Raw genomic sequence first — 26,773 nt, 5'->3', positions numbered from 1 at the left:
CTCATCACAATAAGAGGTTGATTAATGGGAATAACGACATCACCCGGCGTTTCAGCGAAAAAGCGCCCCTGGCGGGTAACATTCAAAAAACAGTGGCAATTGTACTTAATGAGCTTTCCGATGCTCTTTTATTTGCTTTTATTTGCCTATGTGCCGCTGTTGGGCTGGGTAATGGCCTTCCAGGAATTCCGGCCGCGATTCGGGCTCTCGCCTATCGGTCAGGTTATGAGCAACAAATGGGTTGGATTGGAGAATTTCAAAACGCTATTGGACAATACAACCATTCTGGGACAGCGTTTTCTGCAATCGGTAGTTAATACGCTGGGGCAGAGTATACTGATTCTCGTTCTCGGCTTCTTTTTAACCATTATGCTTTCCCTGCTGCTTAATGAATTGCGGCTGACAGGGGTAAAGCGCTTTGTTCAGAACGTTTTGTACCTCCCCCACTTTTTAAGCTGGGTTATAGTGGCCATGCTGGCCTCAACAGCCCTATCTCTGCCCGGTTCCGGCGGATTTCTGAATGATTTTCTTCTGAAAGTGGGTATTGTGGACCGCCCTATACAGTTTCTGGCCGATCCCGGATATTTCTGGGGAATCGTGGCGGGAACCCATTTGTGGAAAAACCTCGGGTGGAACACCATTATCTATATGGCAGCCATGACCTCCATCGATCCCAATCTTTACGAAGCGGCTTCCATAGACGGCGCCAATCGGTATCAGAAAATGTGGCATGTGACCCTGGCTTCGATCCGTCCCACCATAGTGCTTCTGCTGATTATAAATATCGGGATGCTGCTCACCAGCGGTTTTGAAATACAATGGCTTCTCGGACAGGGCGTGAACATCGTGCGATCAGAGAATATTGATGTTTTCGTATTGCGCTACGGTATCAAGATGGGTAATTTCAGCCTGGCAACCGCCGCCGGCATATTGAGGACCGTGGTCAGCATTCTCCTTTTGACCGGTTCCAACTTCGTCGCCCGATCGCTTAAACAAGAAACGCTATTCTAGGAAATATCAATGAAAAGTAAAATAAAATTAAGACGAAAATTTAGTGCCGAGTCCCTGATATTCCATACATTTAATTATGTATTCCTGGCATTGCTGTGCATCGCCATGCTATATCCGATCATAAATACTATAGCTGTATCATTCAATGACGGACTGGATGCCGTCAGGGGGGGAATCGGCCTGTGGCCACGGACCTTCACTCTCGATAACTATCGGACAGTTCTCGGAATGCACACCATACTGGACGCCTTCTGGATGTCCGTCTATCGAACTGTCGTCCAGGTCGTAACGAACATCGTGGTGACTTCCATGCTGGCCTTCGCATTGAGCCGGAGAGAATTCAAACCGGGCAGGCCGATTGCACTGATTTTTGTGCTCACCATGTACTTCAATGCGGGACTCATCCCCAATTTCATTCTCATCCAGAGTCTGGGCATGGTGAACACATTTGCGGTTTACTGGGTACCGACCATGATTTCCGCTTTCAATCTCATAATAATGAGGACTTATATGAGAACCATCCCCGAGGCGCTGCTTGAATCGGCGCGGCTGGACGGGGCCAGCGATTTCCGCACCTATCTGCAGATTGTCATGCCACTCTCAAAACCGGTATTGGCGACCGTAGCCCTGTTCGTCGCCGTGGGCGCCTGGAATACGTGGTTCGATGCTTTTATCTACAATTCCGGAGCCCAGCACCTCTCGGTTCTCCAGTACGAACTTCAGAGAGTTCTCGCTTCCGCCATGATGCAGGGCCAGCAGTCGAGCCAGTCGTCTCAGGCAGCCCAGGCGGGAATGGGCCTTTCCATGGTAACGCCCCAGACTATCCGGGCCACCATTACGGTTGTGGCCGCCGTGCCTATACTTATAGTCTACCCTTTCCTGCAGCGCTATTTCGTTCACGGCGTGCAGCTCGGCGGAGTCAAGGAGTAAGAACTATTAGTGAATTATATGTTTCCGGATGTTTAAGAGAAATCTACATCCGGATTTTTTTTAGATTAAAAGATCTCTGACGCTTTCTCTTTCAATGAAAGGAGGCTCGAAAATCATCTGCTTGGGCATAGGGCGGTGAGAAGGCTCCAGCTCTTCGAGAAGAATATAGGCAGCCCAGCGACCCATGGCGTATTTGGGATGTTCGAAAGTGGTGAGAGGCGGCGACAGAAGAGTAGACGATTTATAATCATCAAACCCGACAACGGAAATGTCTTCGGGAATTCGGAAACCGCAGTCTTTGATCGCCCGGTACCCCTGAAGGGCCACGTTGTCGTTGAAATAAAAAATCGCCGTCGGAGGATCGGGGGATCCCGATAACATCTGACTGGTCAGTTTGTACCCCTGCTCGGAATACTGGAACTCTTCCAGGTCGGAATAGTGCTTAATGTATTGATCATTGACTTCGATACTTGCATCATTCAGGGCTTTGATATAGCCGTCGAATCTGTCCCGGCCAGCCTGGACATCATATTTGTATATAATGCCGATTTTCCTGTGCCCTTTTTCCAGAAGATAATTGATGGCGTCGTATCCGCATTTCACATCATCGATAGTGACCATGGAGAAGTTTTTCACTTTCGAGTTCCAGTTGGTCGTGACGACGGGAATCCCCGCACCCCTAAGAAGAGAGAGCAGAGGATGGTTATCGGTTATCTGCGAGTTTCTGGAAGGCTCGATGATAAGCCCTTTCACTCCCTGATCAATCAGTCTCCTGACGGATTCCAGCTCTTTGGAATAATCCTGATTGCAATTGGAAAGAACCAGAGAATAACCGTTGGCGTAAATCGTATCTTCAATGCCTCTCATTATATCGGGGTAGATATAATCATGAGAGTAAAAATTCACCATGCCGATAAATCCCTTCTGTTCCTTTCTTTCCCCGGAAATAGATTCCCGGGAAACATCGGGCTTGCCTATAAAGAACGACCCCCTCCCGTGAATCCTTTCGATGATGCCGTCCTTTTCCAGTTCTTCCAGAGCCTGGCGAATGGTATAGCGGCTGAAGCCGTATTTATCCATAAGCTCGAATTCAGTCGGCAGCTGATCGCCATTTCTGTAATTGTCATCATCAAATATCTTCAGAAGAGCATCTTTTACTATCTTATATTTCAGGGACATTTTTATATATTCACCGCTTTAAAATCGTTTTATGGATAATTCGGCGAAGTCAGCCTGTTTTCCGCCCCCGGAAAGATCCTGACAGGCTAACGCGGCAAAAGCTCCGGTAAAGCGGAAGTCTTCGCAGTATTCGTCAGAAAGGACACGGGCAGACAGCTTATCACCGACTTCCATCCATTTATCTTTTTCTATTGAATAATAAAACTGTATTAAATCTTTTTCTACTCTGTAGCGGAGATTAACAATTCCTTTTTCCGGCAAATCGATATTATATACAGGATATTCGAAATTCCCCTGTCCCGCCGACAGAAGATGAAGAACCCTTCCCCGGTATTCATCATGGGAAACATGGAGATAATAATAACTCTCCGTGTCATAATATGCGGCTAATCCGGCCATCTGGTGATACATGTCCGGATTCATTTCCAGTGAAACCGTAACGTCGAAAACCGGATTGTCCTGACGTATGGCCAACAGACTCTGAGTAAAGAGACTGCTCATGGACTCCCTGCCGTACATCCTGAGCCATCCCGGCCTTTCCGTAAGGGAATAAAAACTCTCCGATGGGATTCTCAGGGACTGAAAATCATCATGAAGCCCTTCGGGACCGAATTCATACAGACTGTGTCGCTCCTGTTCTTTCTGAACCGAATTTCCGGGAATTTCAATAACCTCCGCCGGTTCGTTGCCTCCCGAAGCCAGACGGGGCCATTCCCCCTCCGGCCAATCGACCCTCTGAATAGCCGTTTCCCGGCCAAGCACCGAATGGCCGTTGCAAACCGACGGCCTGCTGGCTAGATGCACAAAATACCAATTGCTGTCGTGCCCCTTGATAATATCTCCATGTCCGGTCTTCTGCAGAACAAGATCGGGATACGGTCTCGATGTGATAAAGGGATTCCGGGGGTGAACTTCATAGGGGCCGTAAATATCCCGGCTTCTGGACACGGTTTCGCAATGGCTGTCCCGCGTGCCCCCTTCGGCCGTAAAAAGATAATAATAGCCGTCCTTCCGATAGAGATGGGGACCTTCGGTCAGCTTCTTTCCCGTTCCTTTGAAGATTATTTTTCTTTCACCGAGAGGTTTGTTATTTTCGAAATCGTATTCCTGCAGGGAAATACCATAGAACAGGTTTTCCATCCAGGGCCTGTGATCCCAGAAGGTGTTGAGCAGATATTTCTTACCATCGCTGTCGTGAAACAAAGAGGGATCGAACCCCAGCGAATTGAGATATTTCGGCTCGGACCACGGACCTTCGGGCGAAGACGCCGTAACCAGATAGTTATGGGTATCTTTAAAAATTCCCTCTAAAGATCTTACGTTTGTAAAAATAAGATAGAACAGTCCCTTATCATAAGTAAGGCAGGGAGCCCAGATACCGCCCGAATCGGGAATACCGTACATATCCAGCCGGGATCTGTCGGCAAGAGGCCTTGAAAGGAATTCCCAATTGACCAGATCTTTTGAACGGTGTATTTGTACACCGGGAAACCATTGGAACGTACTTGTGGCAATATAGTAAAATCCCTCTGCATAAACAATAGAGGGATCGGGATTAAAGCCTTTAAGAATAGGATTGGTTATTTTTGTCACAAACAACTCCTCAACAAATACAAGACATCTACGAACATCTATAGTACAAGTATCAAAATAATAGATTTAAAAAAAATGCAGTACAAATAGATTATATAGGCATTTATTTTCCTTTGACAAGGAAGGATGTTCGGTTTATTATATTTTTATGTGATTGTTGTATGTAATTTGTCTTTTTATCCCAAAAGGGCTTTTTACCAAATTGTCCGTACTTGTACTGTCGATTTGATAACAGTTATTCAAAAAAATGAAGGAGTTTTTAAATGAAGAAAGTTTTCCGACTGATGCTTAGCTCGCTTTTACTGTTTACAATGGTAACGGCTCTGAGTGCTAATGGACAGCAGGAATCGGCCAAACCCGATTCCGGACCTGTTGTAATCGAATGGTGGGCCCTCTCAGGAGGAGGCGGTGCTCAGGATCCGGCTTCCGAATTCAAGAAGCAGGCTGTAGCTGACTACGAAGCATCACATCCCGGTGTAAAAATCAATTTAACCATACTGGAAAATGAAGCTTTTAAACAGAAGATTCAGGTTGCCATCCAGGCCGGCGATCCGCCGGACATTTTTCATTCCTGGGGCGGCGGTGTCATGGTCGAATATGCCAGACAGGGCATGCTGAGGGACGTAACCGATTACGTTAACAGCACTCTTTCCAAAAAAATCGGTCTGGGAGCCCTGGGCGTTTACGGATACGAAGGAACCTATTACGGCTCTCCCTACGATATGGGCGGTGTTGTATTCTGGTATAACAAAGACATCTTTGATGAAGTCGGCGTTTCCGTTCCCAAAACCTGGACTGAGCTTATTGAAACTTCTAAGAAAATCAAGGCAGCCGGATATGTTCCCATAGCAATGGGTGCCGGAGACAGATGGCCGGCTCACTTCTGGTGGGTATATCTAGCCATGAGAATAGGCGGAATCGATGCCTTCAACGCAGCTTACGGCGGAAATGGATCTTTTAAAGATGAAACATTCGTTAAAGCCGGAGAATTGCTGCTGGATCTTGCAGAAACAGAGCCGTTCCAGACCGGATTCCTCGGAGCCAGCTACGATGACCAGGCCAGACTCATGGGTGACGGAAAAGCGGCAATGGAGCTGATGGGACAGTGGGCTCCTTCCGTAGAAGCCAACAACTCCGCATCGGGAGAAGGCGTTGCCAACCTCGGCATGTTTACCTTTCCTGCGGTTAAAGGCGGAAAAGGTGATCTGAAAGACGTAATGGGCGGCGGAAACGGCTATATTTTCGGAAAAGACGCTCCCGATGAAGCGCTCGATTTCCTCAATTTCTACCTGTCCGTTGACCGTCAGAAAGAACTTGTCGATATCGAAGGTGCCATACCTGTCGTCAAAGGCGCCGATGCAGCGCTCAGCGGCAATACGGCTGAATTGGCCAAGGCTGTCAGCCAGGCCGGTTACTACCAGCTCTATTACGACCAGTTCCTCCCCCCTGCGGTCGGAGAAGTGGTTAAGGACGCCGTTGCGGCCTTGCTGGCGGGAGAAGCGACTCCCGAAGAAGCTGCTGCTATGGTTGACGATTCCTGGCAGATGGAAAAATAATACCTTAAGATAAAGGTTGGGGATTCTCCAACCTTTATCTTTTTTTTAGTGGATGTAACCAAATCATGATTTCGAAAAGAAAAGCCGGGGCAACACAGAACCTTTTAATGTTTGTTCTGTTCATCGCGCCGGCGCTTATATTATTCAGCGTTTTTGTCGTGGCACCTGTTTTTCAGGGAGCTTTTTATTCACTGTTCAACTGGAAGGGCGCCGGGCCGCTGAACAGAGACAACTTTGCCGGCGTTGAGAACTTCACAAGGCTGTTCGCCGACAAATATTTTAAAACCGCTTTGTGGAACAATATGAAAGTGATCATCTTCTCACTGATTTTTCAGCTTCCCGCAGCGTTTATATTCGCGCTTCTCATCGGTCGGGGCAAATCGAGAGGATCGGTTCTATTCAGAAGCCTGTACTTTTTCCCTTATATTCTGACGGAAATAATCGCCGGAGTCATATGGAAATTTATCTATAATCCCCAGTTCGGACTAATGACCCAGCTGGCCACCTTTTTTGCCGATGCGAAAACGGAAATAGCCCTTCTGGCCGATCCGTCGACTGCGTTCAATGCCATTTTCGTCGTCCTGTTCTGGAAGTATATCGGTTTTCATATGATCCTTTATATCGCCGGATTGCAGAATGTCCCGTCGGAACTGGAGGACGCCGCTGTAATAGACGGAGCCAACAGACTGCAGGTAATCTGGAATGTCATAATCCCCAGCATGAAAAACGTTATATCTATTTCCATATTCCTCTCGGTTACCGGAGCTTTCAACGTATTCGACGTCGTATGGGCCATGGGCCAGGGAGGACCTGTTCATTCAACGGAAACTCTCGTGACCTATCTGTACAATTTCGGATATAAGAGATTCGCCTTCGGTTACGGAAGCGCCGTGGCCATAGTTATTTTTCTGCTATGTCTGGCATTTAATTTTCTCTACCAGAGATTCATCGTAGGAGAGGAAAACTGATGGTAACAAAAAAAAGATATGAAGTCATAAGATTTGTTTTCAGCGCGATCATCGCCTTTCTCATGTTTTATCCCATACTGACGGTCCTGATGGGCGGATTCAAGGAAAAAGGTCAGATATTCTCCGATCCCTTCGGAATCCCCAATCCCCCGACCCTGCAGACTTTTGCGGAAATACTGGGAGCAACCGGCACCTACTGGACCCTGATATTCAACTCCGTATACATCACCGGCGCGACAATAGCCATAGTGATCGTATTCGCCATGCTGGCCAGCGCTGCTCTCTCGAGAATCCGCATAAAAGGACAGAAAGCCATTTTCAACTTCTTTATAATGGGACTGCTTTTTCCTCTGACCGTGGCCATTCTCCCTCTCTTCCTGCAATTGAGGTCGTTCGGACTGATCGGATCACGATGGGGAGTTATCCTGACTCAAGCCGCATTCAACCTGCCCATCAGTATTTTTATCCTGACAGGTTTTTTCCGGCAGATCCCCTTTGAGCTTCAGGATGCCTGCAGCATCGACGGGGGGACGATTCTCACTTTTTTCAGAAAGATAATGGTTCCCCTCTCAACTCCCGTTCTGGCTACTGTGACGATTATCGTTTTCGTCGCCAGCTGGAACCAGTTCATGCTGCCTCTGCTCGTCCTTTCCGATACATCGCATTTTACGATTCCCCTGGGAGTCATGCAGTATCAGGGACAATACGCTTCCGGGTGGAACCAGATTATGGCTTTTATCACGCTGTCCATTCTTCCGGTCATCATTTTCTATTTTGCCCTTCAGCGCTATGTCATAGACGGGCTGACGGCCGGGGCAGTAAAAGGCTGAAGCAGCATAAGTTTTACTTTTTTATCAAACTATTGCAGAGATTATCCAGAGGACCTTTCAGGTCCCCTGGATTTCTTTTAGATTTCTGGCGAACATTGCCCCTTAACTTCTGGATATAAATCCTTTGGATAGCACAAAACTCCATCGCGATATAACGAAATCCCTACATTAAAATGCAAGAAAGCAGAAAGCCTTATTTGGTCTGTAAGTGATTGTTGAGCAAATCTATTAATTCTTCCTGCCTGAAAGGCTTACATATACTTGCTGTAAAGCCGTACTCACGAGGATTCTTCATAACAGGACCGTCGGCATATCCACTGGCGACAAAAGCGGGAATCTTTGTATTTGTTTTTCTCAATTCAGCTATTGTCTCCTTTCCGCCCATTGCGCCGGGCACAGTAAGATCAAAAATCATAGCGCTGATCGATCTGCCGGTTTTAAATTCTGCTTCTAGAAAATCTAAAGCATCTCTTCCATTCTCCTTGCAAACAACAGTATAGCCAAAAGATTCAAGCGTTCTTTTTAAAATTTCCCGAATAACTTCTTCATCATCCATTACCAGAAATGTTCCGCTGCCAAAATGCTCTGTTTTCAATTTTCTATCAGAACAAGGTACATTTACATCTACTGCGGGCAGATATACATTAAAGAGACTTCCTTTATGCAGCTCAGAATCAACCTCAATGCAACCCCCATGTTTTTTCACTATGGAATAACAAGTAGCCAGCCCCAGACCGTGGCCATAGGCTTTTGTAGTAAAAAAGGGATCAAATATCTTATCTAACTTCTCTTTAGGAATACCTATACCGTTATCTTTAATGGAGATTCTGACATAGTCTCCTTCAGCTAATAGGGGGTGCTTCCCTTCAGCAATTGAGATATTTCTGGCTGTTACATTTATTTTCCCTTCGTTGGGAATAGCCTGCTTGGAGTTAATGATCAGATTATCGATAACCTGGCTGATCTGGTTTTCATCATAGTTACAATTCCAAAGGTCCTGCGGAACATCGAAATTACATGAAACTTTTGATCCGCTTAGTGCAAAATGAACTGATTCTTCAACCATAGGAAACAGCGGCGCGATCTTTTGAACCGGAGAGCCTCCTTTTGCAAAAGTCAGAAGCTGCTGAGTCAGTGATCGTGAACGTTCTATCGTATCCCCTGCCTTGCCAAGATAATAGTTCTTTTTCTCCACAGTAGGAGATTGTAAGGCCAAATCTGTCAATCCATAAAATCCACTTAAAAGATTGTTAAAATCATGGGCTATCCCGCCTGCGAGGACTCCGAGAGATTCCAGTCTTGACGATACTTCCAAAGCGCTCTCCAATTTCTTTTGCTCTGTTATATCCTGAAAAGTACCTGATATTTTTATACATTTCCCGTTTTCCATGATCGGTTGACCCATGGCCCGGACACAAACTTCTTTGCCTTTTGCGGTTATAAGTCTTGCCTCAAAATCAAATGGTGTTCCCTTGCTTATAGCTGACTCAACAGATTCCTGAACTAAAGACCGGTCTTCGGGATGATAAAAAAGGATAGCCTCTTCCAGAGTCGGGGAGAAGTCGTCAGGTAATTCGTGAATCCTGCATGTTGTTTCAGTCCAGTATACTTTATCCGAACCGACATTTAAATCCCAACCACCCACGCGAGCCATTTCGCCTGTTCTGCTCAGAAAGTCTCTACTTTCTTGCAACTGCCTTTTTGTTACATTTAATTCTACAAGCGATCCGATGACCCTCGCTGAGACTTGAAGCCTTTCTTTGGCAAGCTCGATTATATAAGAAGGTCGGGTTTTATAAGCCCGGGCTTCCTCTTCCAGTGTCTCTATGGGGATTGAGTATTTTTCTGAGATCTCTCTAAGCTCCGTCATTTTATCCGGTGGATTTCCATATCCGAAGTTTATTGAACCGACAACCTCATTGAATGCAAAAATCGGGTAAGCGTATATTCTTAACCCTCCATGGCAATGAGAATCCGTTGGTTTTCCCGTCTTAATGGATTTGAGGGATGTATCAGTCCAGCATGACTCATGGCACAACCATTTACCCGAATCCAGAGATTCGTTCAGATCTGTAATCGCGGTAAGCTCCCTGGCCCTGCGATCAAGCAGTCTGCACCAGCCGGAGGAGAAAATACCGAAAGCATAATCGCCATTCTTTTCATAAACGGCAGCGGAAGTTTCCAGCAGACCCAGATAATCATTGACAATGTCTTTCAGCATCTCTTCTCCCACGGAATCCAGTATGGTTCTGTCACTGTTAAGCTCCGTTAGATCTCCATAAGGCTGACTATATTTATCATCAATTTGTGTCTTGGATTTCGGCGTCAGCAGCCATTGAATTTTCTGAAGTTGCTCTTGCGTTTTTTTCTGTTCGGTTATATCCCGGGAAATGATGACAGTCCTTAACTCATCTTCTGAATACTGATAAACCTGTCCTTTCGATTCAATGATTCTGTAAGATCCATCTTTGTGCAAAAACCTCCAGACGTCTATGCTGACGCCTGCTTCATCTTTAACCTTCTCATACTTTTCAAGACTGGTTTCCAAATCATCGGGGTGGATCAGATCTATCGCTGGTTTTCCCAATAATTCCTCAGGCTCATAACCTAAAATATCTTTATAGTTCTTATTAAGATATGTATAAACACCGTTGGAATCGATTTCACAAATGAGGTCATTGATGTTATCAACCAGCAATCTATACTTTTTCTCGCTATCCTCTAAGGCATCCTGAGCTTTTTTTAAACTGGTTATGTCTGTAGAAAACACAATGATACCGGTGACTTTTCCGCTTTCTGCTTTTACAGGAACTTTATTAGTAAGCAGCCATTTCCTAGAACCATCGGAAGAAGGTAACGGTTCTATAATCCCCATCTTCGGATTTCCGCTATCCATCACTTCCTTATCATCTCTATAATATTCATCCGCCATTGTCGGAAAAATCTCTGCCGATGGCTTCCCTTCAATTTCTTCCTTGGGAAGATTGGTCATTTTCGCGACCGTATCGGTAATTTTTATGATGTTGTTCTCTGTGTCTTTATAAATGATGAAAGAGGGATCATTGTTTAAAAGGACTTCCTGTTCTTGCAGTAAGTCCTTCATCTGAATTTCCGCATTTTTTCGATCAGTTATATCCAGAGATGTTCCCGGATATATTTCATTGCCATTCTCATCATAATCCAGAAAGGCATACATAAGCACATCAAAGGAGGTTCCGTCCTTTCGCTTTGCTTTAAATTCGCCTATAAACTTGCCCTTTTCTTTTATTTCATTAATTATCTCTGTCGACTTCTGTGGGTCTTCACAATGGCTGACGGGAGAAGTATCAAGGATTTCCTCGATGGAATCATATCCCCACATTTTGCAATATGCCTGGTTTGCATAAATGATTCTGCCTCTATGATCTACAATATCAAAGGCGTTCAGAGAATTCTCAATAGCTTTATTAAGCATGGAAGACTTCTTTTTAGCTCTATTTTCTTCAGTTATATCAATCCACTGACATACAATATTAATAATCTTTTTGTCAGCATCGAGAATTGGATACATGGTTAGGTCGATCCAGACATTCCGGGCTCCATTAAGCGGTGCATGTTTTACAACCCTGGATTCCCAATAAAGGGAATGATGAACTATATTATGTCTTTCAAAAAGGTCTTCTATCTTCTGCTTTATTTCACTGGTCTGAAAATTCTCATCTTGAATAACATTATATTTTCCAACAAGCTGCTCATCAGTAAGGTTGAGTGTTGTTTTCAATGAATCGTTAGCGTGAATCAGGGTCCCCTTCTCATCGGAAATCCATATAGGGATAGGACTGTTTTCCATTACAGATCTGAATATGTTGGTGCTAGTGTTCAAAACATAGGATTCAGTTTCCAGCTTTTGCATACGTCCCGTCTGAGCAGTATGAATATCGGTTAGTTGTAGTTTTAATAAGGCCAGGCTCAATTGCTTTGTCACTGAACCAATAAAGATCAATTCCTGTTTTGTCCAAAGGTGTTCTTTCCGGGCTTGACCCAATAAAAGTGAATTAAAAGAATTCCCATCAAAATCAAAAGGATACCATAAAAGACATTGAACTTTAAATTTGTCATGAAGATTGTCGCATTCATCACAATTTAATGATGCGGTTTGAGAACTTATCAGGTAATGATGTGTCTCGATTATTTGGGAAATGTGTTTATCAGAAAAATGCGAAGAGTATTTAAACTTCTGTAAATTACTCCCAGATTCTTCATTCGGCCATTCGCAATAAGTCTCTATTGTATTGTCATCCGGACAAACTGAACAAACCAAAGCCTTATCAAGCTTCAGGATTTCACAAAGTGTCTGAAGAATTCTCTTTAAAAGTTCATCCCGGTCACTTATATTTCTAATAATATCAGTTATTGCATCAATAGCAGTCATATAAAGAGAATATTGATCCCCAGCCGCTGATTCATTAACCATAATTATCCCCAATAATAATTGATTTAAAGAAGCAGATTCATAAACAAAAGATTATAATCTTTCATTAAATAATAGGATACAGCTATTGATATATCAAAGAATTAACCAGTTGCTCCTTTATAAAGGAAAGTTGGATTTTTCCCGCAAACATAAGCTTCAATCAGTTCAGTTGAAACAGGACATCAAATAACCTACTATTTTAATATGACCGGAAAATACACGGTGGGAGTGATAATGATCGAGATTGAAGGACCTTATCACGAACTGGTCTGCAAAGGACTGGAAAGCAGAGCTTCGGAACTGGAGTTCAATCTTCTCTTTTACACAGGAACTCTTTAAAAGGGGTAACTCCGAAAAGAACCGCTAACCAGATCTACGATCTCGCCATGGAAGCTAGGCTTGACGGTTTGATTTTTATCTCCACCAGTCTCTCTCCTTTTATCGAATACAGCGAGTTTACAGAATTTACCAGATTGTTTCCCTCTTCCATCCCGAAGGTCAGCCTCGGCGATCCCGTCCCGGGGATGTCTTCTGTCAGGATCTCGCCGCAGAAGGGCATCGCCCAGGCTGTTGATCATCTGGTTACTGATCACGGTCGGAGAAATTTCGCTGTGGTTGAGGGACTCCTGCGGAAATCATGTTACCGATTCAGGAGCGGAGCAACCTGACCTGGAAAATCGGCTCTTACGCAAAAATGACGAGGTTTATTTTCCGGCCGGCAAAGAATGGAATCGAGAGAAAGAGAAATTCGCATCGGGCATATGGGGTGACCGTTTGTACAGATCGAGACGATTCATCTCCGAGGGAATAGTCAACAGCTATGATATGGCCAGTCTGGCAAAGGGAATTTCCCGGGCCTCTTCCGAACTGGAATTTCCCTCCATCTTTGTGCTTCTCTACCACGGAGAAGACAGAAAGAACGCCCGAATTGTCATTCAGGAATGGAAAGAAAAGGAAAGTTCTCCTCTCGCAAATACCCCCTTCCCGGCAAGGGAAATTCTACCACAATCCGGCCTGGAACGGCTATCAGGCGATATAGTTATAATAAACAACCTTTTTTTTCTGGACAATATCTTCGGATTTATAGTGATTGAGAAAGGACCGGAGTTCGGAGAGGTCTACAGCAACCTGATCAGCCAGATATCAACAGCTCTCCGCGGGATCGAAGTCCTGAACTCGCTTAAGAAATCGGAAAACGACATATCGATCAAGGTCAGCTGTCCTCCGGATCTGGAGATAAATGTTGTTCCCCTGGATTTCTTTCAGATTCTGACAGAGCTGATCGACAATTCCATACTGCACTGCGATGAGCAGAAAGAGGATAAGAGTATTGAACTGGATGTGGAAGCCAAAGCCCCGGGAATCCTGTTCTATACTAAAGTACCGGTATTCCCTCAAACCTTTCTTTAATGGCGTTCAGGATCTCTCTGTCTTTATCAAAAGGAACAGGAGCGATAAGAACACCTATATTTCCCGATTCGGGTAGCTCAAGGGGTATGTCATCTACATGTTTGAGCAATCTGGCTTCAGCGCCTTTATCCTCGATTTCGTTTATCAGGGTCAGGACCGAGCGATTGTATTCGGAATTGCATATGATCCAGACCTGGCTCAGCCCGCGTCCGGGTATGACCTGGCCGATCTCATCGAAAAGACTGTTACGGGTAATCCACGAGCATATTCCTCTGGAAGAGGATTTGTGCGGCAAACCCGGCAGCTTCTTCTCAATGCAATGTTTGACATTATCAAAATCCTTCTGCCTGAATGTAGCGTAAACGCATAGGAAAACAGGTTTGTCCCTATCGAGCCCTTCGCACTTTTCCCTGTAATTCTTTTCATTGACAATAAGGGTATTTTCCGGAAATAAGGATTTGAAGTTTTTATAGACTATATGGAACTCATCGATCAGGATTACGCACTGATACCCCTCGGGAACCGATCTTATATCCTGCTCAAGAAATTTAACCCAGGGACAGATCTTGTCTATCATGGGAATGCCCTTTGCTCTGGCCTTATCCAGAGCGACCGGGTCGCCGCCGTATCCGCCGGCGAATATGCCCGCGCCTTCCGGCAGGTCGTCTATCGTTTCGACGAAGCGGATTCCCGATGACTTGAGAAAGTCACGGTAAACATCGGAATGATGAAGAACGTTCCAGTCCAGGATGAAATAATAGGACGTCTGCTGTGTCTCATTTCTATCGATCAAGTATCGGGGAACCGACTTCTCGAGTACGTTTTTCATAACCGGACATCGTCCGTCCTGTCGGAAATAGTAAAATCGGCTCATTACCTTCTCCCTCCCTAACTAAAATCCCGGCATTCTATCGCTTTCGTGTACAGTTTCAGACACTGTACAAGATTGTCGAAGTCCTCCTCTGAAAGATCAGAGAAGGAGAAGTCGACAATGAGCGAATTACCGCTTCGCTCTATGTTCGTCTGATAGCAGCTGCCATTGATAAAATAGCGGTTGTCAAAGGAAAACAGGAAGTCGTGCTTTTTTTCCGGATCATATCTATCATTCCCGGGAATCTCGATTTTGAAATCACGGGTACTGATCTCTTTCAAAGCCCCATCGATATATTCATAGTTCTCCAGGTTCCTCAAACAGAATTTATGCCTTCCCGGACTGTTTGTATGAGGCTTATACCGGAAATCTCCGATTTTATTGTATAGTTCTTCCTGCCGGAGCTCTCCGAAAAGAGCTTTTTCTATACTTCTCCCGTTAAAGCGAATGGAAACCGCAAGAGTCTGATTCTGTATGATTTGGAAATTGAGAATCACTTTTTTCCACATTCCCGACGCGGCCCTTTTCTTGACATCGACGGTTCCGACCAGTTTGATCGGCAGGTGATAATCAACATATTTTTCAAAATGGATATCCAGATCGCTCATCATGATCTGATATTCCGATTCGGGAATCATACCATATTTATGACATGTGGCCAGTCCGAACTGTCTGGCCGCTTCGATCACCATCATTCCCGGCACATGTTCATTATAGTGTTCAAAGTAAAATTCATGCTCCGTATCAACAACCATATTGGCATAAAAAGAATTCCTGTCATCTGCCACACCTGAGCGGAAGAGAATCTCAGACAAAAGGGCTTTTTCGGAATCCAGTATGATGCGGCTCTTTTCATCGAGGATTTTAAGTATCTTAATCTGATCCATTTCATCGGGCATGCCTTTCAGAATAAGGCCGTTTCTGCCGTCATCAGCATAGTGACCGTTTAGAAATTTCCATGATTCGGAAGAGAGTTTATTTCTCATTTCGCGGACATACTGCTCCGGTAAGACCGGCAGTATCTGGGCGAGGAGATAAACCCGGCCCGTTGTATCCGGAAAGATTTTTTCAGTAGAAAACTGATCCAGAAGAGAAAAGCGCTGCCTCATGAATATCTGCTCCTCCCTATTCAGCCGGGGCAGGATTTCATCCTCAAAGACTTTCCCGGACAGGCAGGGCGGAATTTCAGCCCTCAGATTATTGATTAAGACGTTTTCTTCTTTTTCCTTATGTACCAGGGATTTACAGATTGCAATTGATTCAGAAGCCAGCATATCAAACTCCTATTATCATATTTTATAGCTGGAAATCAGCTGTTCCAGTTCATCGATTTCTTTCAGATTATCCGAAGACACTTTACCCACATTGCTAACCAGACGGACGATATCTTCCGTTCCCCTGTTCTGTTCGTTGGTGGCCGATTGGATCTGAACGGACCGCTCGATCAGCTCCTTCATCTCCTCCTTAATGCTGGAGCTGAACATTGTAAGCCGTTGTATGAGCTCCTTGATTTCCATTGTTGACGATACGACAGTTGAGATGGCCTCAAGAATCTGGCCCGTTCCCGAGCTCTGCTCCGTCATGGCGAAGGAGACCTGGCTGATCAGCTCCGTAGTTTTATTGATGTTGACTCTGATCTTATCAAAAGCCTGACCGGCAATCTCTGAAAGGTTGACTCCGTTCAAAACTTTTGAGTTCATCAGAGCAATTTTGGATTGGATTTCCATTACCTGCTGCGCGCTGGATTCAGAGAGTTTTCTCACTTCCTGGGCCACGACGGAAAATCCCCTTCCCGCATCTCCCGCATGGGCCGCCTCTATAGATGCGTTTATGGCTAACAGATTGGTCTGGGATGTTATGTTTTCCATGATATTGATGATCTCGGAAATTTCCCGGGAAGATTGCTCAATAATCTTTATGGCGTTAAGCGAATCCCTGATGGAGGCTTCTCCCCCCTTCACGACTTCCAGAAGCTCTTCCGAAAGAGTTCTGGCCTGGGTTGTAGTCTGGGTGACCGATTTCATGCTGCCTTCCATCTCTTCCATGGAACAGGATGTCTCTTCAATGAATCCGGCTTGTGTCTCCACATTCCCGAAAATTGTCTGAACGGCCTGAATGATTTCAGACAGGCTCTTGTCTGTCGACTGGACGACGTCAATTTGCTTGGACGTATTGGCATGTATGTTCTTTACTGAAGCGGACATCTCTTCCACCGAGGCTGATGCCTCATGAATATCCCTGTCAAGGGAGTCTGAAGTATTATGTATGAATACCGTGCTTTTACCGATTTTTATGAAAATGGCATGTATGGTATCCATAAATCTGTTGAAATGGTCTGTGAGCAAACCGACTTCGTCGCCCTGGATTATGGATAGCCGGGCCGTAAGATCCCCTTCCCCATTGGTCAGCCGGGCCAGTTGAACCTGCTGCAGCTTTATCTGAGACACGATTTCATTGGAGAAAATCATCTGAATGAAAATGCCGATCGACACCAGAACGAAAAGGGATACAAAGATAAATCGTAAATAGGCTCTGCTGTATTTGTATTCGAAACCGGATGAAAGAAATAAAGCTATCTGGCTGTCGTCCATTTCCCGGTCTACATAATATCTGCTATAGGAAATTCTGCTTTCCTCCCTGGTTATGTCCCCGCTTATGAATGACTCCAGATTCTGCGAGTAAAAAACTTCCTGCCGGTAAGCCCTGGTAAAGTGGATAGAGTAAAAGCTCATGGCGTAAACGGTAAACATAATGAAAATGAGAATGTTCTTGGATTTTAAGGAAAGCACTTTCCAGTTATCATTTTTGTTTATGTAATAAACCTTCAGTATTTCTCTCGGTTTCAAAAGAACCGTATTGCTCAGCGATATCTGAAGGAACGAGTAAACGATTGCCTGCGATATGGTAAATATGAAATAGAAAAGCATATCCGCCGAAAAGACATGGGAGATATTCTGATCGAAAAAGGCATAGGTAACAAAACCTGCGACGAAACCGAATCCGTTGATGGAATAAATAACGGCAGGCAATTTCATTATCCGCTTTTTGATATGTATGATTTCATTTTCCGGTAGTGTCCCTTCGGCAATAATGGTATTGATTCCCCTTTCCACAGGTTTTATGTAGAAGTAGATAATGAGGGAGAGGATTGTGCCGAAAGGGAGAAATATGGATAGCAGAAAGCGGATATAAAATTCTATAAAGCCACTTAGACTGCCGCTGCCGAAAAATGAGGCCAATGCCAGATACTCCAGGGAGTTGCCGACTGATATTGCCAGCAGAGAAACAAAAAAAGTGATCGATGCTATTTTCAGAGATAATTTAAATTTCTTACTTTTCATTTTATCCTCTTCAGATCCTGCGGCAGATGGAGCGGAGAGCTCTATCAAGTCCTTCATCCATAGAGATTTCCGGGACCCAGTTCAGGTTGTTTTTATAATTGAATTTTCCGTGATTCAGATTGATGGATAGAACATCGGCGATTCTTCTGGCTAGCGGAGGGTTGCCGGGAAGGCAAAGCAGCTGCCAGATATCCTCTATTATCATCGCCGGAATCAGGATGATGGCTTTAGATAGTTTTTTATAAGGGAGGGGATTCCCGGTTTTTTCAGCCAGCAGTGTGAAGAAATCATGTATTCCGGCCGGCTCTGTATTGACTCCCATGTATGCCCGATTGACAGAGGATGAGCTCATGGCGATTCTGTAGAAGAGTTCGCATAAGTCATCGATATAGATCAAAGGAGAATTTTTTTCGCCGCCGGAGAGAAGGATTAGTTTTCCCATGCTTAAGTATTTGATCAATGATGGCAGAAAGCGCTTGTCATTGGCTCCGTATATCATCCCCGAATAGACTATCGTCAGCTTTAGTCCCGATCTATCGCGAGCCTGCTCCGCATATCGCTGACCGAGATATTTGCTCCTGGCATAATCCGTATCGACAAATCTGAGTATTTTTCTCCGTTTGAGGACGGCAATGCTCGAACAGTATACGAATCGGCATGCGGGATTGAGTTCGATTATTTTACTGCAGATATTTCTTGTACCTTCGCCATTTACTTTCCTGTAGGTCGCCCATGGAGCAGAACCGACGAAAGCAGCCAAATGGAGGCAAACATCCAGATTTTCGATAAAGGAATTCAAAGTCTCGGGCTCAAGGATATCACCTTCGACATAAGTAACATTTTCACTATCCCGTACAGAAGCCCTGTTTCTTACAAGGCACCTGATTACGCATCCTTTTGATTTAAAAAAGTCAACAGTATTCGAACCGAGATAGCCTGTGCTTCCGGTAATCCCGATGATCAAGTCTTTCATGCTATGTCCAAAAATCTTATTAGTTACTTTTTTAAATTAATATGAGGACATAATAACTGATACTTTTTAAATGTACAATTATTATCTGTTTATATTTAAATATTCATTATTTTAAGCACACTGTTGTTTTCTACCTCCTTCCGATCAAGGAACAGAACGGGGCGAATCATTTCTGTCGTGATGGAAAAAGTGAAACAACGAGTGCAAGTCATATTGATGTGTTTTTTTGCACGCCAGGAAAGGGAAATATGTTAATATGCACAGAGAAACTCTAAGGACGGAAAAACCTATGGATAAGCACTGGACCGAGCATGACATCAAGATAAACAACATCAATCTGCACTATTACCGTACAGGGAAAGGAGTGAAAAAAACTCTGATCCTCGTACACGGATTCTCAGACAATGGTCTGTGCTGGACACAGGTCGCCCGCGCGTTGGAAGATGAGTACGATGTTATAATGCCTGATATGCGGGGACATGGTCTTTCTTCCCGATACTCTGAGACAGAGACTCTTGATATGGCTTCAGACCTGGCGGAACTCATAAAAGAGCTGGGCCTGGCCAAGCCAGTGGTCGGTGGTCATTCCATGGGATCCATGGTCACTTATGAGCTGGCTATCCGTTACAGGGAATTACCCGGTGCCTTGTTTTTCGTAGATCCGCTCTGGTGGATCGGCACCCCTTTTGGAAATCCCGGGAATCAGGCCCCCGAAGAAAACCCCATAGCAACCTGGGCGAAAACCCTGCAGGACATCCCCCTGGATGAATTGATAAAAGGTTACAGGGAAGACAACCCTGCCTGGTCCGATGAGCTGATCCGCATTATGTGCGAAGCCAAAAAGCAGCTGGATATGGGTATAGTCGATGTTCTATCCGAAAAAATGCACAGACAGGAGTGGGACTGGCAGGAAGAAGTAAAAAAATTCCCGCAGCCCTTCCTGCTTTTTTCCGGAGAGACTGAAAAAGGCGGTTTTATTACACCGGAAGTCAGTGCCAGAGTGAAAGAAATCAGACCTGACGCCATGACGCTTCAAGTACCGGATGTGGGGCACCTGATACACTTTGACGGTTTCCCTGTTTTTATGGAAGGCTTGAAGAGATTTCTGGCAAGCGTTGATCTATAAATGACAACAGATTGCCGCCAATCCGGATTTCCGCGATTCTGCCAGTATGAAATGAACTGAAACTCCCTGATTTCAATACTCAGATAGATTTCTTGCAAAGACAAAAAATATAAGCTTAACTGTAAGTATGAATTTTCAGGCAAAATTACGAAGGGTATTTATGGTTTTCTCCATAAAGCTGATAATCGTAATTGTATTACTGTTTGCTACTGTGACGATTATTGTCAATTTCGTAAACAATAATTTGAATAAGAATCACAGCATAGAACTTGTTAACGAATCCTTTAGCAATCTGATGGAAAGCATTTCCGCGCAGATAAGCTCACATAATTCCGACAATGATTATCTGCAGGCGATCCAAAACAACTATGTCAGCCGACGACTCGTATCCAGTACGGATTATACATTTTCCCGGATGATAAATGTGCGATACAACTATGACATATACGATATGAATGCCAACCCCATATATCAGGAATCATATCATCTGCTGCCTCAATACAAAATTTATCTCAATATCATCAGAGACCGCGTCAGGAAGGACTCTCCTGTTAAATTTATTCTCTATCCCAGTTTCAAAACCAATACGGCGACACTGATTTTTTACGGGGGGCTGTATAAAGATGGGGAACTGATCGGCTTCGATATGTATTCAATAGAAATAACCGATCTGGATTATGCTCTGCTGCCCAATACAGGCGACTATGTTATAACGGACCGGTTCGACGGCATCATCTCCACCAACAATAACAAACTGCTGGAGAAGAGTCTGAATTTCAAATACGCCGAGAACTATACGATCGGCGCGCAAAAATACACTGTGACAGAAGTAAAAAAGGATTTTTATTCCATCTACTATCTGGAAAAAAAAATCAGCTTGAGCCTGTCCTATTTAATAGTCTTCTCTCTTCTGCTCGCTATAGCTCTTGTCGTGGTGGCATTCACCAATAATATCGTAACAAAAATCGCAAGAGAAAACACCAGGAGCTTCGAGTCCATTATTGCCGATACGAACAGAGTCTCCAAAGGACACCTGGACCACAGAATCAATGAAGATCTCGAAGACGACTTTAAAAGCCTGGCGATCAATATCAATGAGATGCTGGAGAAACTGAACTATGAAATAACATTGAATAAGGAGCTGAGCGAAACCAATATCATTTTTGAAAAAAGAAAGCTCGATGCTCAGTTCAACCCTCATTTTCTGTATAACTCTCTGGAAACCATTCGATATTCCATGCAGTATGATATCAAGGGAACTGAAAAATACATCCTGGACTTAACAGCCATATTAAGATACTCCATATCCAATGATATTAATTACTCTTCCCTGGAAAAGGATCTGACCTATACCGAGAAGTTTCTGAATTTATACAAATACAGATTCGCTGATAAATTAACATACTCCATCAGGACATCGGAGGAAACGAGAGATGTTTCCATACCCAAGCTGGCTCTGCATCCCCTGGTAAGCAACAGTATCAAATATGGGTTTACTAACAGTCTGTCCGTCAATATTGATATCACTTCGGAACTGATCAATGGGGTTTGCTTTATTCGGGTCCGCGATAACGGAGTCAATATTACAGATGAAGTCATAAATGAGATTAATCAGATATGTAAACAGAAGAAGAACCCCTCGAACCATATAGGCGTTCATAATGTTCTAAGGCGGTTTATGATTCTTTATCCCGATTCCCGACTGAATGTCTGGCGCGAAGATGAGGGAACCGTCTTTGAAATCAGTTTTAATAAGAGTTGGTGACCAATGTATAATGTTGTTATTTGCGAAGATGAAGATATTATCCGGAAAGGACTGATTTTCAGCTATGACTTTCAGAGCCTGAACTTGAAAATAGCCGCGGATTTTGATAATCCTCTTTCCTGTCTGGAGTATTTAGCTGATCATGATGCGGATATCATTATAACAGATATAAAAATGCCGCTGATGAGCGGATTGGACATGATCAGTAAAATTGAGAACAGGAAGAAATATGAATTTATCATATTAAGCGGACACAGCGATTTTGAGTATGCGAAAAAAGCGATTACCTACGGTGTTACAGAGTATCTGGTAAAACCTCTGGATCATCAGCTGCTTGAGGTTTCCCTGAAAAAAGCTATTGCTAATCTCAACGATAAGAACCTGCTGCAGAATACCAAATATCAAATCGAAGATATATCGAAAGTGTATCAGGATATACAGAATGAGGATTCTCTTTTCCAGTCGATTATTGCTTATATAAAAGAAAACTATATGCATAAAATCGTATTGGATGATGTCGCCGGAGAATTAAACTACAGCGTCTCTTCCATTAAGCACAAGCTGAAAGAACACGATCTGAAATTCAACACGACCCTGAATCGCTACAGGATCTATAAGTCGATCCAGTTTATGAAGCTGAATGAAGTTCCCGTTTATCAGATCGCCAAAATGGTCGGTTTCAGCGACTATAGATACTTCTGCACAAAATTTAAGAAATATACAGGTTACTCAGTTACGGAACTGGTGCAGAAAAATCAATAGAAACCGGGTTTCTGGCTTTTTTTCACACAAAGTCTGCCTTTTTGTAGCATATCGCGCTCAGGTCAGCGGTGGTAAAATTACTTATTACTTTACAAAGGAAGGGAAAAATGAAAAAAGTCTTATTAATGACTGCGGCGGTTTTTATGTTGGTTAATCTTACTATCGCTGCCGGCGGAGCTCAGGAGTCCGGAGCAGACAACGGACAGGAAGAAAAGAAGCTGGTCGTTTATTCGCCAAACTCGGAAGGACTTCTCAACGCGGTGGAAAAACCGTTCGAAGAAAAATACGGTATCGAAGTGGAAATCATATCAGCCGGAACCGGAGAATGTCTGAAACGTATCGAATCTGAAAAAAACGATCCTCAGGGCGATGTTATGTACGGCGGAAGCTATGCTACCCTCCTGGCCCAGAGAGATCTATGGGCTGATTATGTCAGCAAAAACGATTCCCAGCTGGTTAAAGCTTATAGAAATGATAGCGGTTATGTTACGAAAAACACCCTTGACGGCAGTGTTCTCGTCATCAATAAAACAAAACTGGCCGAGAAATTACCCGGCGTCACCATTACGGGTTATGAAGATATTATCAAATACGGATCTCAGCTGGAAGGCCAGATAGTCTCGGGAGACCCTGCAAAATCATCAAGCTCTTTCGCTCATCTGACAAATATGCTGATTGACTTCGGCGGATATGAAAGCGATGCGGCCTGGGCGAAAGTGACGGATATATTCAGAAACCTCAAAGTCCTCGGATCCAGTTCAGCCGTATGGAAAGGCGTGAGAGACGGAGAATATACAATCGGCCTTTCCTATGAAGACCCCTGCCTGACTCTGATCAATGACGGTGCTGACGTGGAAGTTATCTACATGGAAGAAGGCGTTGTGTTCCTGCCAGCCGGTTCCGCTATCATCAAAGGCGCCAAGCATCCGGAAGCCGCCAGGCTGTTCATGGACTTCATCACTTCGAAAGAAGTGCAGGACGTCTACGGCATGACGCTGACTAACAGACCTGTTTACGAAGGCGTTCAGACAGCTGATTACATGAAACCTCTCGATCAGATCAATGTGAAAGTTGAAGATACTATGTATATATCAGCTAACAAACAGGCGATTGTAGACCGTTACATCGAAATGTTCACAAGCCTGGACTAATAGAAAATTCTAAACTGGGGTGTTGTAAAAGTATTCAGCTTTTGCAACACCCTCTTTATTATACGGGGATGATTAGAAAATGAGCGTAGCGATAGACATAAAGAATGCCTTAAAAAAATACGGAGATAATGTCATTATTCCGGACCTGAGTCTGAAAATCAAAGATGGAGAGTTTTTTACATTGCTGGGTCCATCGGGATGTGGAAAAACGACTCTGTTGAGAATGATTGCCGGTTTTAACACCATTGAAGGCGGGGAATTCCATTTTGATGAGAATATCATCAATGATCTGGACCCGAGCAAAAGAAACATCGGTATGGTTTTCCAGAATTATGCTATATTCCCCCATTTGACAGTCAGGGCGAATGTGGAGTTCGGTTTAAACAACAGGGACTATAACAAAAAAGAGATCGGCCCGATGGCTGATAAATTCCTGAAATTGATGCAGATCTATGAATATAGGGACAGAATGCCGGAAAACTTATCCGGCGGTCAGCAGCAGAGAGTCGCCCTTGCGAGAGCCCTGGTGATAGCGCCGGATGTGCTGCTAATGGATGAGCCCCTATCCAATCTGGACGCTAAACTCCGTCTGGAAATGCGTCAGGCCATAAGGGATATACAAAAGGAAGTGGGGATAACCACGGTTTACGTGACTCATGACCAGGAAGAGGCCATGGCTATCAGCGACAGAATCGCAGTTATGAATCTCGGTGAGATTCAGCAGATCGGCACGCCCCAGACCATCTACCACCGTCCCGTTAATGAATTCGTCGCCAATTTTATCGGCCGTACGAATTTGATACTCGCCGATTGCGAAGAAAATGAAGTTGATGTGCTGGGTCATAAAGTCCGGATTAAAGATCTGGATTACAAAGGCAAGGTCAAAGTGTCGATCCGTCCGGAAGAGTTTATGCTGACCGACGATAAAACCACCATTAAAGCCGTTGTAAAAGATACCGTATTCTTAGGGTTGAACACGCACTACTTTATTGAGCTGCCCAACAAGCAGATAGTGGAAGTGATTAAAGAAAGCATGATCGATAATATGATCGAACCGGGAACCGAAGTCTATTTAACCATCAACACGGAGAAGGTGAATGTTTATACGGAAGACGGCTCCAAAAATCTGGTGATCGCCCATGAGAATTAAAAAATCAAAAATCAACTTGTGGTCCACGTCGACCTTAAGCTTATTGATCTTATATACGATTTTTCTGATCATACCTCTGTTCGTACTGTTGTCAGAGTCATTTCTCGATAGAGATACAGGACAGTTTACCTTAGAGAATTTCCAGCGGTTTTTCGGGAAGAAATACTATTACTCCACTTTGCTGAACTCCTTTAAAGTCACAGTTTCCGTGACTGCCGTCGCCGTGGCTCTGGGTACCACGCTGGCTTATTTTTTCTCGCGATTTAAAATTCGAGGGGCTAAAACTCTGCGGATACTGATTATTCTATCCAGTATGTCCGCCCCCTTTGTCGGTGCCTATTCCTGGATATTGTTACTGGGAAGGAATGGAGTCGTAACTCAGTTTTTTGAAAAGATATTTGGCATTGCCATGCCGGATATTTACGGTTTCAAAGGGATTTTGCTGGTCCTGTCTTTACAGCTCTATCCGCTGATATTCCTTTATGTTTCAGGGGCTTTATCCAATGTGGACAACTCCCTTCTCGAAGCGTCTGAGAATCTCGGCTGTTCGGGAGCTAAACGGTTTTTCAAGGTCGTCGTGCCTCTGATTCTTCCGACGGTTCTGGCCGGCTCATTGCTTGTTTTCATGAGGTGTTTCAGCGACTTCGGAACTCCCATGCTCATCGGAGAGGGATATCGAACCTTTCCCGTTACGATTTACGATGCCTACATGTCAGAATTGGGTGGAAACAACAGTTTCGCCGCAAGCATCGCCATTATTGCCATTATTCTCACTCTGGTTATCTTTTTAGCTCAAAGATATATTGCCAATAAAAAAGCCTTTACCATGAACAGTATTAATAAAATAAGGCCGGTTCAAATCGGCGGTTTCAGAAACATGCTGATTCACCTATACGCTTATTTATTGATAACGCTTTCCATTGCGCCGCAGGTCTATGTCATTTATACATCCTTCAGAAATGTAAACGGAACCGTATTTACCAGCGGCTATTCCCTGAATAATTATATTATAGCCTTTTCCAAAATGGGGAATGCCATCAGAAATACAATTGTCATACCATTGACAGCTTTAGCCTTTGTTCTGACCTTTGCCGTTTTTATCGCCTATCTTGTAGTACGGAAGAGATCCAAGATCACTGCCGCGATCGATACGGTTTCCATGATCCCCTATATTGTTCCCGGTATCGTAGTCGGTATTGCGCTGGCAACCGCATTCAGCCGCCCCCCCATGGTTCTAACCGGCAGCATGACGATAATGGTTATCGCGCTCATAATAAGACGTCTGCCCTATACGATCCGTTCCAGCGTCGCCACTTTGCAGCAGATTCCCATTACAATTGAAGAGGCGGCTCTGTCTCTGGGCGCCAGCAATATCAAGACATTCTGGAAAATAACCATCCCCATGATGTCCGCCGGGATCATTTCCGGAGCCATTTTATCCTGGATAACAATGATTTCCGAATTGGCATCGGCCATTTTACTCTATACGGGTAAAACGAGAACTTTGACCGTTGAAGTCTATACACAGGTTCTGCGGGGAAATTACGGCGTAGCCGCCGCGCTGGCCGCAATCCTGGCCGTGCTGACAACCCTTTCTTTAGTTCTCTTCAACAAAGTGAACAAAGGCCGGGATTTATCAATGTAATTCAGGAGAACAGATTTTGCAGCAATTGTGCGGGATCTGTTCTCCCGGGGATGAACTGC

Annotated in this window: 21 protein-coding genes; 14 read left to right on the top strand and 7 right to left on the bottom strand. The window is 44.3% G+C overall.

All coding sequences use genetic code 11. The features are described from left to right. Positions 1–24 precede the first annotated feature (24 nt). Positions 25–1,011, top strand: coding sequence for an ABC transporter permease (locus tag HNR50_RS07825; protein WP_184745581.1), 987 nt, complete (start codon positions 25–27; stop codon positions 1,009–1,011). A gap of 9 nt (positions 1,012–1,020) precedes the next feature. Next, positions 1,021–1,941 (top strand): carbohydrate ABC transporter permease, encoded by a 921-nt coding sequence (locus tag HNR50_RS07820; protein ID WP_184745579.1) that lies wholly within the window; start codon positions 1,021–1,023, stop codon positions 1,939–1,941. A gap of 60 nt (positions 1,942–2,001) precedes the next feature. On the opposite strand, the gene HNR50_RS07815 is transcribed toward HNR50_RS07820, so the two are convergent. Beyond that, positions 2,002–3,120 carry a GntR family transcriptional regulator gene (locus HNR50_RS07815; protein WP_184745577.1) on the bottom strand — a complete coding sequence of 373 codons (1,119 nt, stop codon included), beginning with the start codon at positions 3,118–3,120 and terminating at the stop codon, positions 2,002–2,004. Between the two features lie 18 nt (positions 3,121–3,138). Next, positions 3,139–4,713, bottom strand: coding sequence for a family 43 glycosylhydrolase (locus HNR50_RS07810; RefSeq protein ID WP_184745575.1), 1,575 nt, complete (start codon positions 4,711–4,713; stop codon positions 3,139–3,141). Positions 4,714–4,976: 263 nt separating this feature from the next. Here HNR50_RS07810 and HNR50_RS07805 point away from each other — a divergent pair, with 263 nt between their 5' ends. The 3 genes from HNR50_RS07805 (at position 4,977) to HNR50_RS07795 (ending at position 8,067) form a co-directional block, all read left to right on the top strand. After that, positions 4,977–6,269, top strand: coding sequence for an extracellular solute-binding protein (locus tag HNR50_RS07805; RefSeq protein WP_184745573.1), 1,293 nt, complete (start codon positions 4,977–4,979; stop codon positions 6,267–6,269). Between the two features lie 65 nt (positions 6,270–6,334). Continuing rightward, a complete protein-coding gene (locus HNR50_RS07800; protein WP_184745571.1) occupies positions 6,335–7,237 on the top strand; it encodes a carbohydrate ABC transporter permease in 903 nt (300 codons plus the stop codon). Continuing rightward, positions 7,237–8,067, top strand: coding sequence for a carbohydrate ABC transporter permease (locus HNR50_RS07795; protein ID WP_184745569.1), 831 nt, complete (start codon positions 7,237–7,239; stop codon positions 8,065–8,067). The genes HNR50_RS07800 and HNR50_RS07795 overlap by 1 nt, the downstream gene beginning before the upstream one ends. Positions 8,068–8,260: 193 nt before the next feature. Here the strand turns inward: HNR50_RS07795 and HNR50_RS07790 are convergent, their stop codons facing one another. After that, a complete protein-coding gene (locus HNR50_RS07790) occupies positions 8,261–12,520 on the bottom strand; it encodes a PAS domain S-box protein (RefSeq protein WP_184745567.1) in 4,260 nt (1,419 codons plus the stop codon). Between the two features lie 204 nt (positions 12,521–12,724). Between HNR50_RS07790 and HNR50_RS22590 the strand changes: the two genes are divergently transcribed. From HNR50_RS22590 to HNR50_RS07780, 3 genes are read left to right on the top strand one after another with little or no spacing between them, the layout of a single operon-like run. Then, the gene (locus HNR50_RS22590) at positions 12,725–12,859 is read left to right on the top strand and encodes a hypothetical protein (RefSeq protein ID WP_281389043.1); all 135 of its coding nucleotides are present in this window, start codon (positions 12,725–12,727) and stop codon (positions 12,857–12,859) included. Positions 12,860–12,906: 47 nt separating this feature from the next. Continuing rightward, positions 12,907–13,188, top strand: a complete 282-nt coding sequence (locus HNR50_RS07785; protein ID WP_184745564.1) for a type 1 periplasmic-binding domain-containing protein — start codon at positions 12,907–12,909, stop codon at positions 13,186–13,188. Beyond that, positions 13,136–13,930, top strand: a complete 795-nt coding sequence (locus HNR50_RS07780; RefSeq protein WP_184745562.1) for a histidine kinase — start codon at positions 13,136–13,138, stop codon at positions 13,928–13,930. Before HNR50_RS07785 ends, HNR50_RS07780 begins: the two co-directional genes overlap by 53 nt. Here HNR50_RS07780 and HNR50_RS07775 read toward each other — a convergent pair. From HNR50_RS07775 to HNR50_RS07760, 4 genes are read right to left on the bottom strand one after another with little or no spacing between them, the layout of a single operon-like run. Next, positions 13,896–14,804 carry a hypothetical protein gene (locus HNR50_RS07775; RefSeq protein WP_184745560.1) on the bottom strand — a complete coding sequence of 303 codons (909 nt, stop codon included), beginning with the start codon at positions 14,802–14,804 and terminating at the stop codon, positions 13,896–13,898. The two genes, HNR50_RS07780 and HNR50_RS07775, sit on opposite strands and share 35 nt — an antisense overlap. Before the next feature lie 14 nt (positions 14,805–14,818). Then, entirely contained in the window at positions 14,819–16,075 is a 1,257-nt protein-coding gene (locus HNR50_RS07770) for an AfsA-related hotdog domain-containing protein (RefSeq protein ID WP_184745558.1), read from the bottom strand. Positions 16,076–16,090: 15 nt separating this feature from the next. Further along, positions 16,091–18,142 carry a methyl-accepting chemotaxis protein gene (locus HNR50_RS07765; RefSeq protein WP_184745556.1) on the bottom strand — a complete coding sequence of 684 codons (2,052 nt, stop codon included), beginning with the start codon at positions 18,140–18,142 and terminating at the stop codon, positions 16,091–16,093. Between the two features lie 10 nt (positions 18,143–18,152). Beyond that, positions 18,153–19,115, bottom strand: coding sequence for an NAD-dependent epimerase/dehydratase family protein (locus tag HNR50_RS07760; protein ID WP_184745554.1), 963 nt, complete (start codon positions 19,113–19,115; stop codon positions 18,153–18,155). Between the two features lie 289 nt (positions 19,116–19,404). Here HNR50_RS07760 and HNR50_RS07755 point away from each other — a divergent pair, with 289 nt between their 5' ends. The 6 genes from HNR50_RS07755 (at position 19,405) to HNR50_RS07730 (ending at position 26,714) form a co-directional block, all read left to right on the top strand. After that, a complete protein-coding gene (locus HNR50_RS07755) occupies positions 19,405–20,241 on the top strand; it encodes an alpha/beta fold hydrolase (RefSeq protein ID WP_184745552.1) in 837 nt (278 codons plus the stop codon). A 160-nt stretch (positions 20,242–20,401) separates the two neighbouring features. Beyond that, positions 20,402–22,006, top strand: coding sequence for a sensor histidine kinase (locus HNR50_RS07750; protein WP_184745550.1), 1,605 nt, complete (start codon positions 20,402–20,404; stop codon positions 22,004–22,006). A 3-nt stretch (positions 22,007–22,009) separates the two neighbouring features. Further along, positions 22,010–22,768: a response regulator transcription factor gene (locus HNR50_RS07745; protein WP_184745548.1), complete on the top strand. Its 759-nt coding sequence runs from the start codon at positions 22,010–22,012 to the stop codon at positions 22,766–22,768. Positions 22,769–22,875: 107 nt separating this feature from the next. Further along, entirely contained in the window at positions 22,876–23,919 is a 1,044-nt protein-coding gene (locus tag HNR50_RS07740) for an extracellular solute-binding protein (protein ID WP_184745547.1), read from the top strand. Between the two features lie 79 nt (positions 23,920–23,998). Then, positions 23,999–25,069, top strand: coding sequence for an ABC transporter ATP-binding protein (locus HNR50_RS07735; RefSeq protein WP_184745545.1), 1,071 nt, complete (start codon positions 23,999–24,001; stop codon positions 25,067–25,069). Beyond that, complete coding sequence (locus HNR50_RS07730) at positions 25,059–26,714, top strand: ABC transporter permease (protein ID WP_184745543.1); 1,656 nt, start codon at positions 25,059–25,061, stop codon at positions 26,712–26,714. The genes HNR50_RS07735 and HNR50_RS07730 overlap by 11 nt, the downstream gene beginning before the upstream one ends. Positions 26,715–26,773 lie beyond the last annotated feature (59 nt).

The sequence above is a fragment of the Spirochaeta isovalerica genome, from assembly GCF_014207565.1.
Taxonomy (GTDB): domain Bacteria; phylum Spirochaetota; class Spirochaetia; order DSM-2461; family DSM-2461; genus Spirochaeta_F; species Spirochaeta_F isovalerica.
The sequence above is the reverse complement of the archived record's forward strand: the minus strand, read 5'-3'. Positions and strand labels throughout refer to the sequence as shown.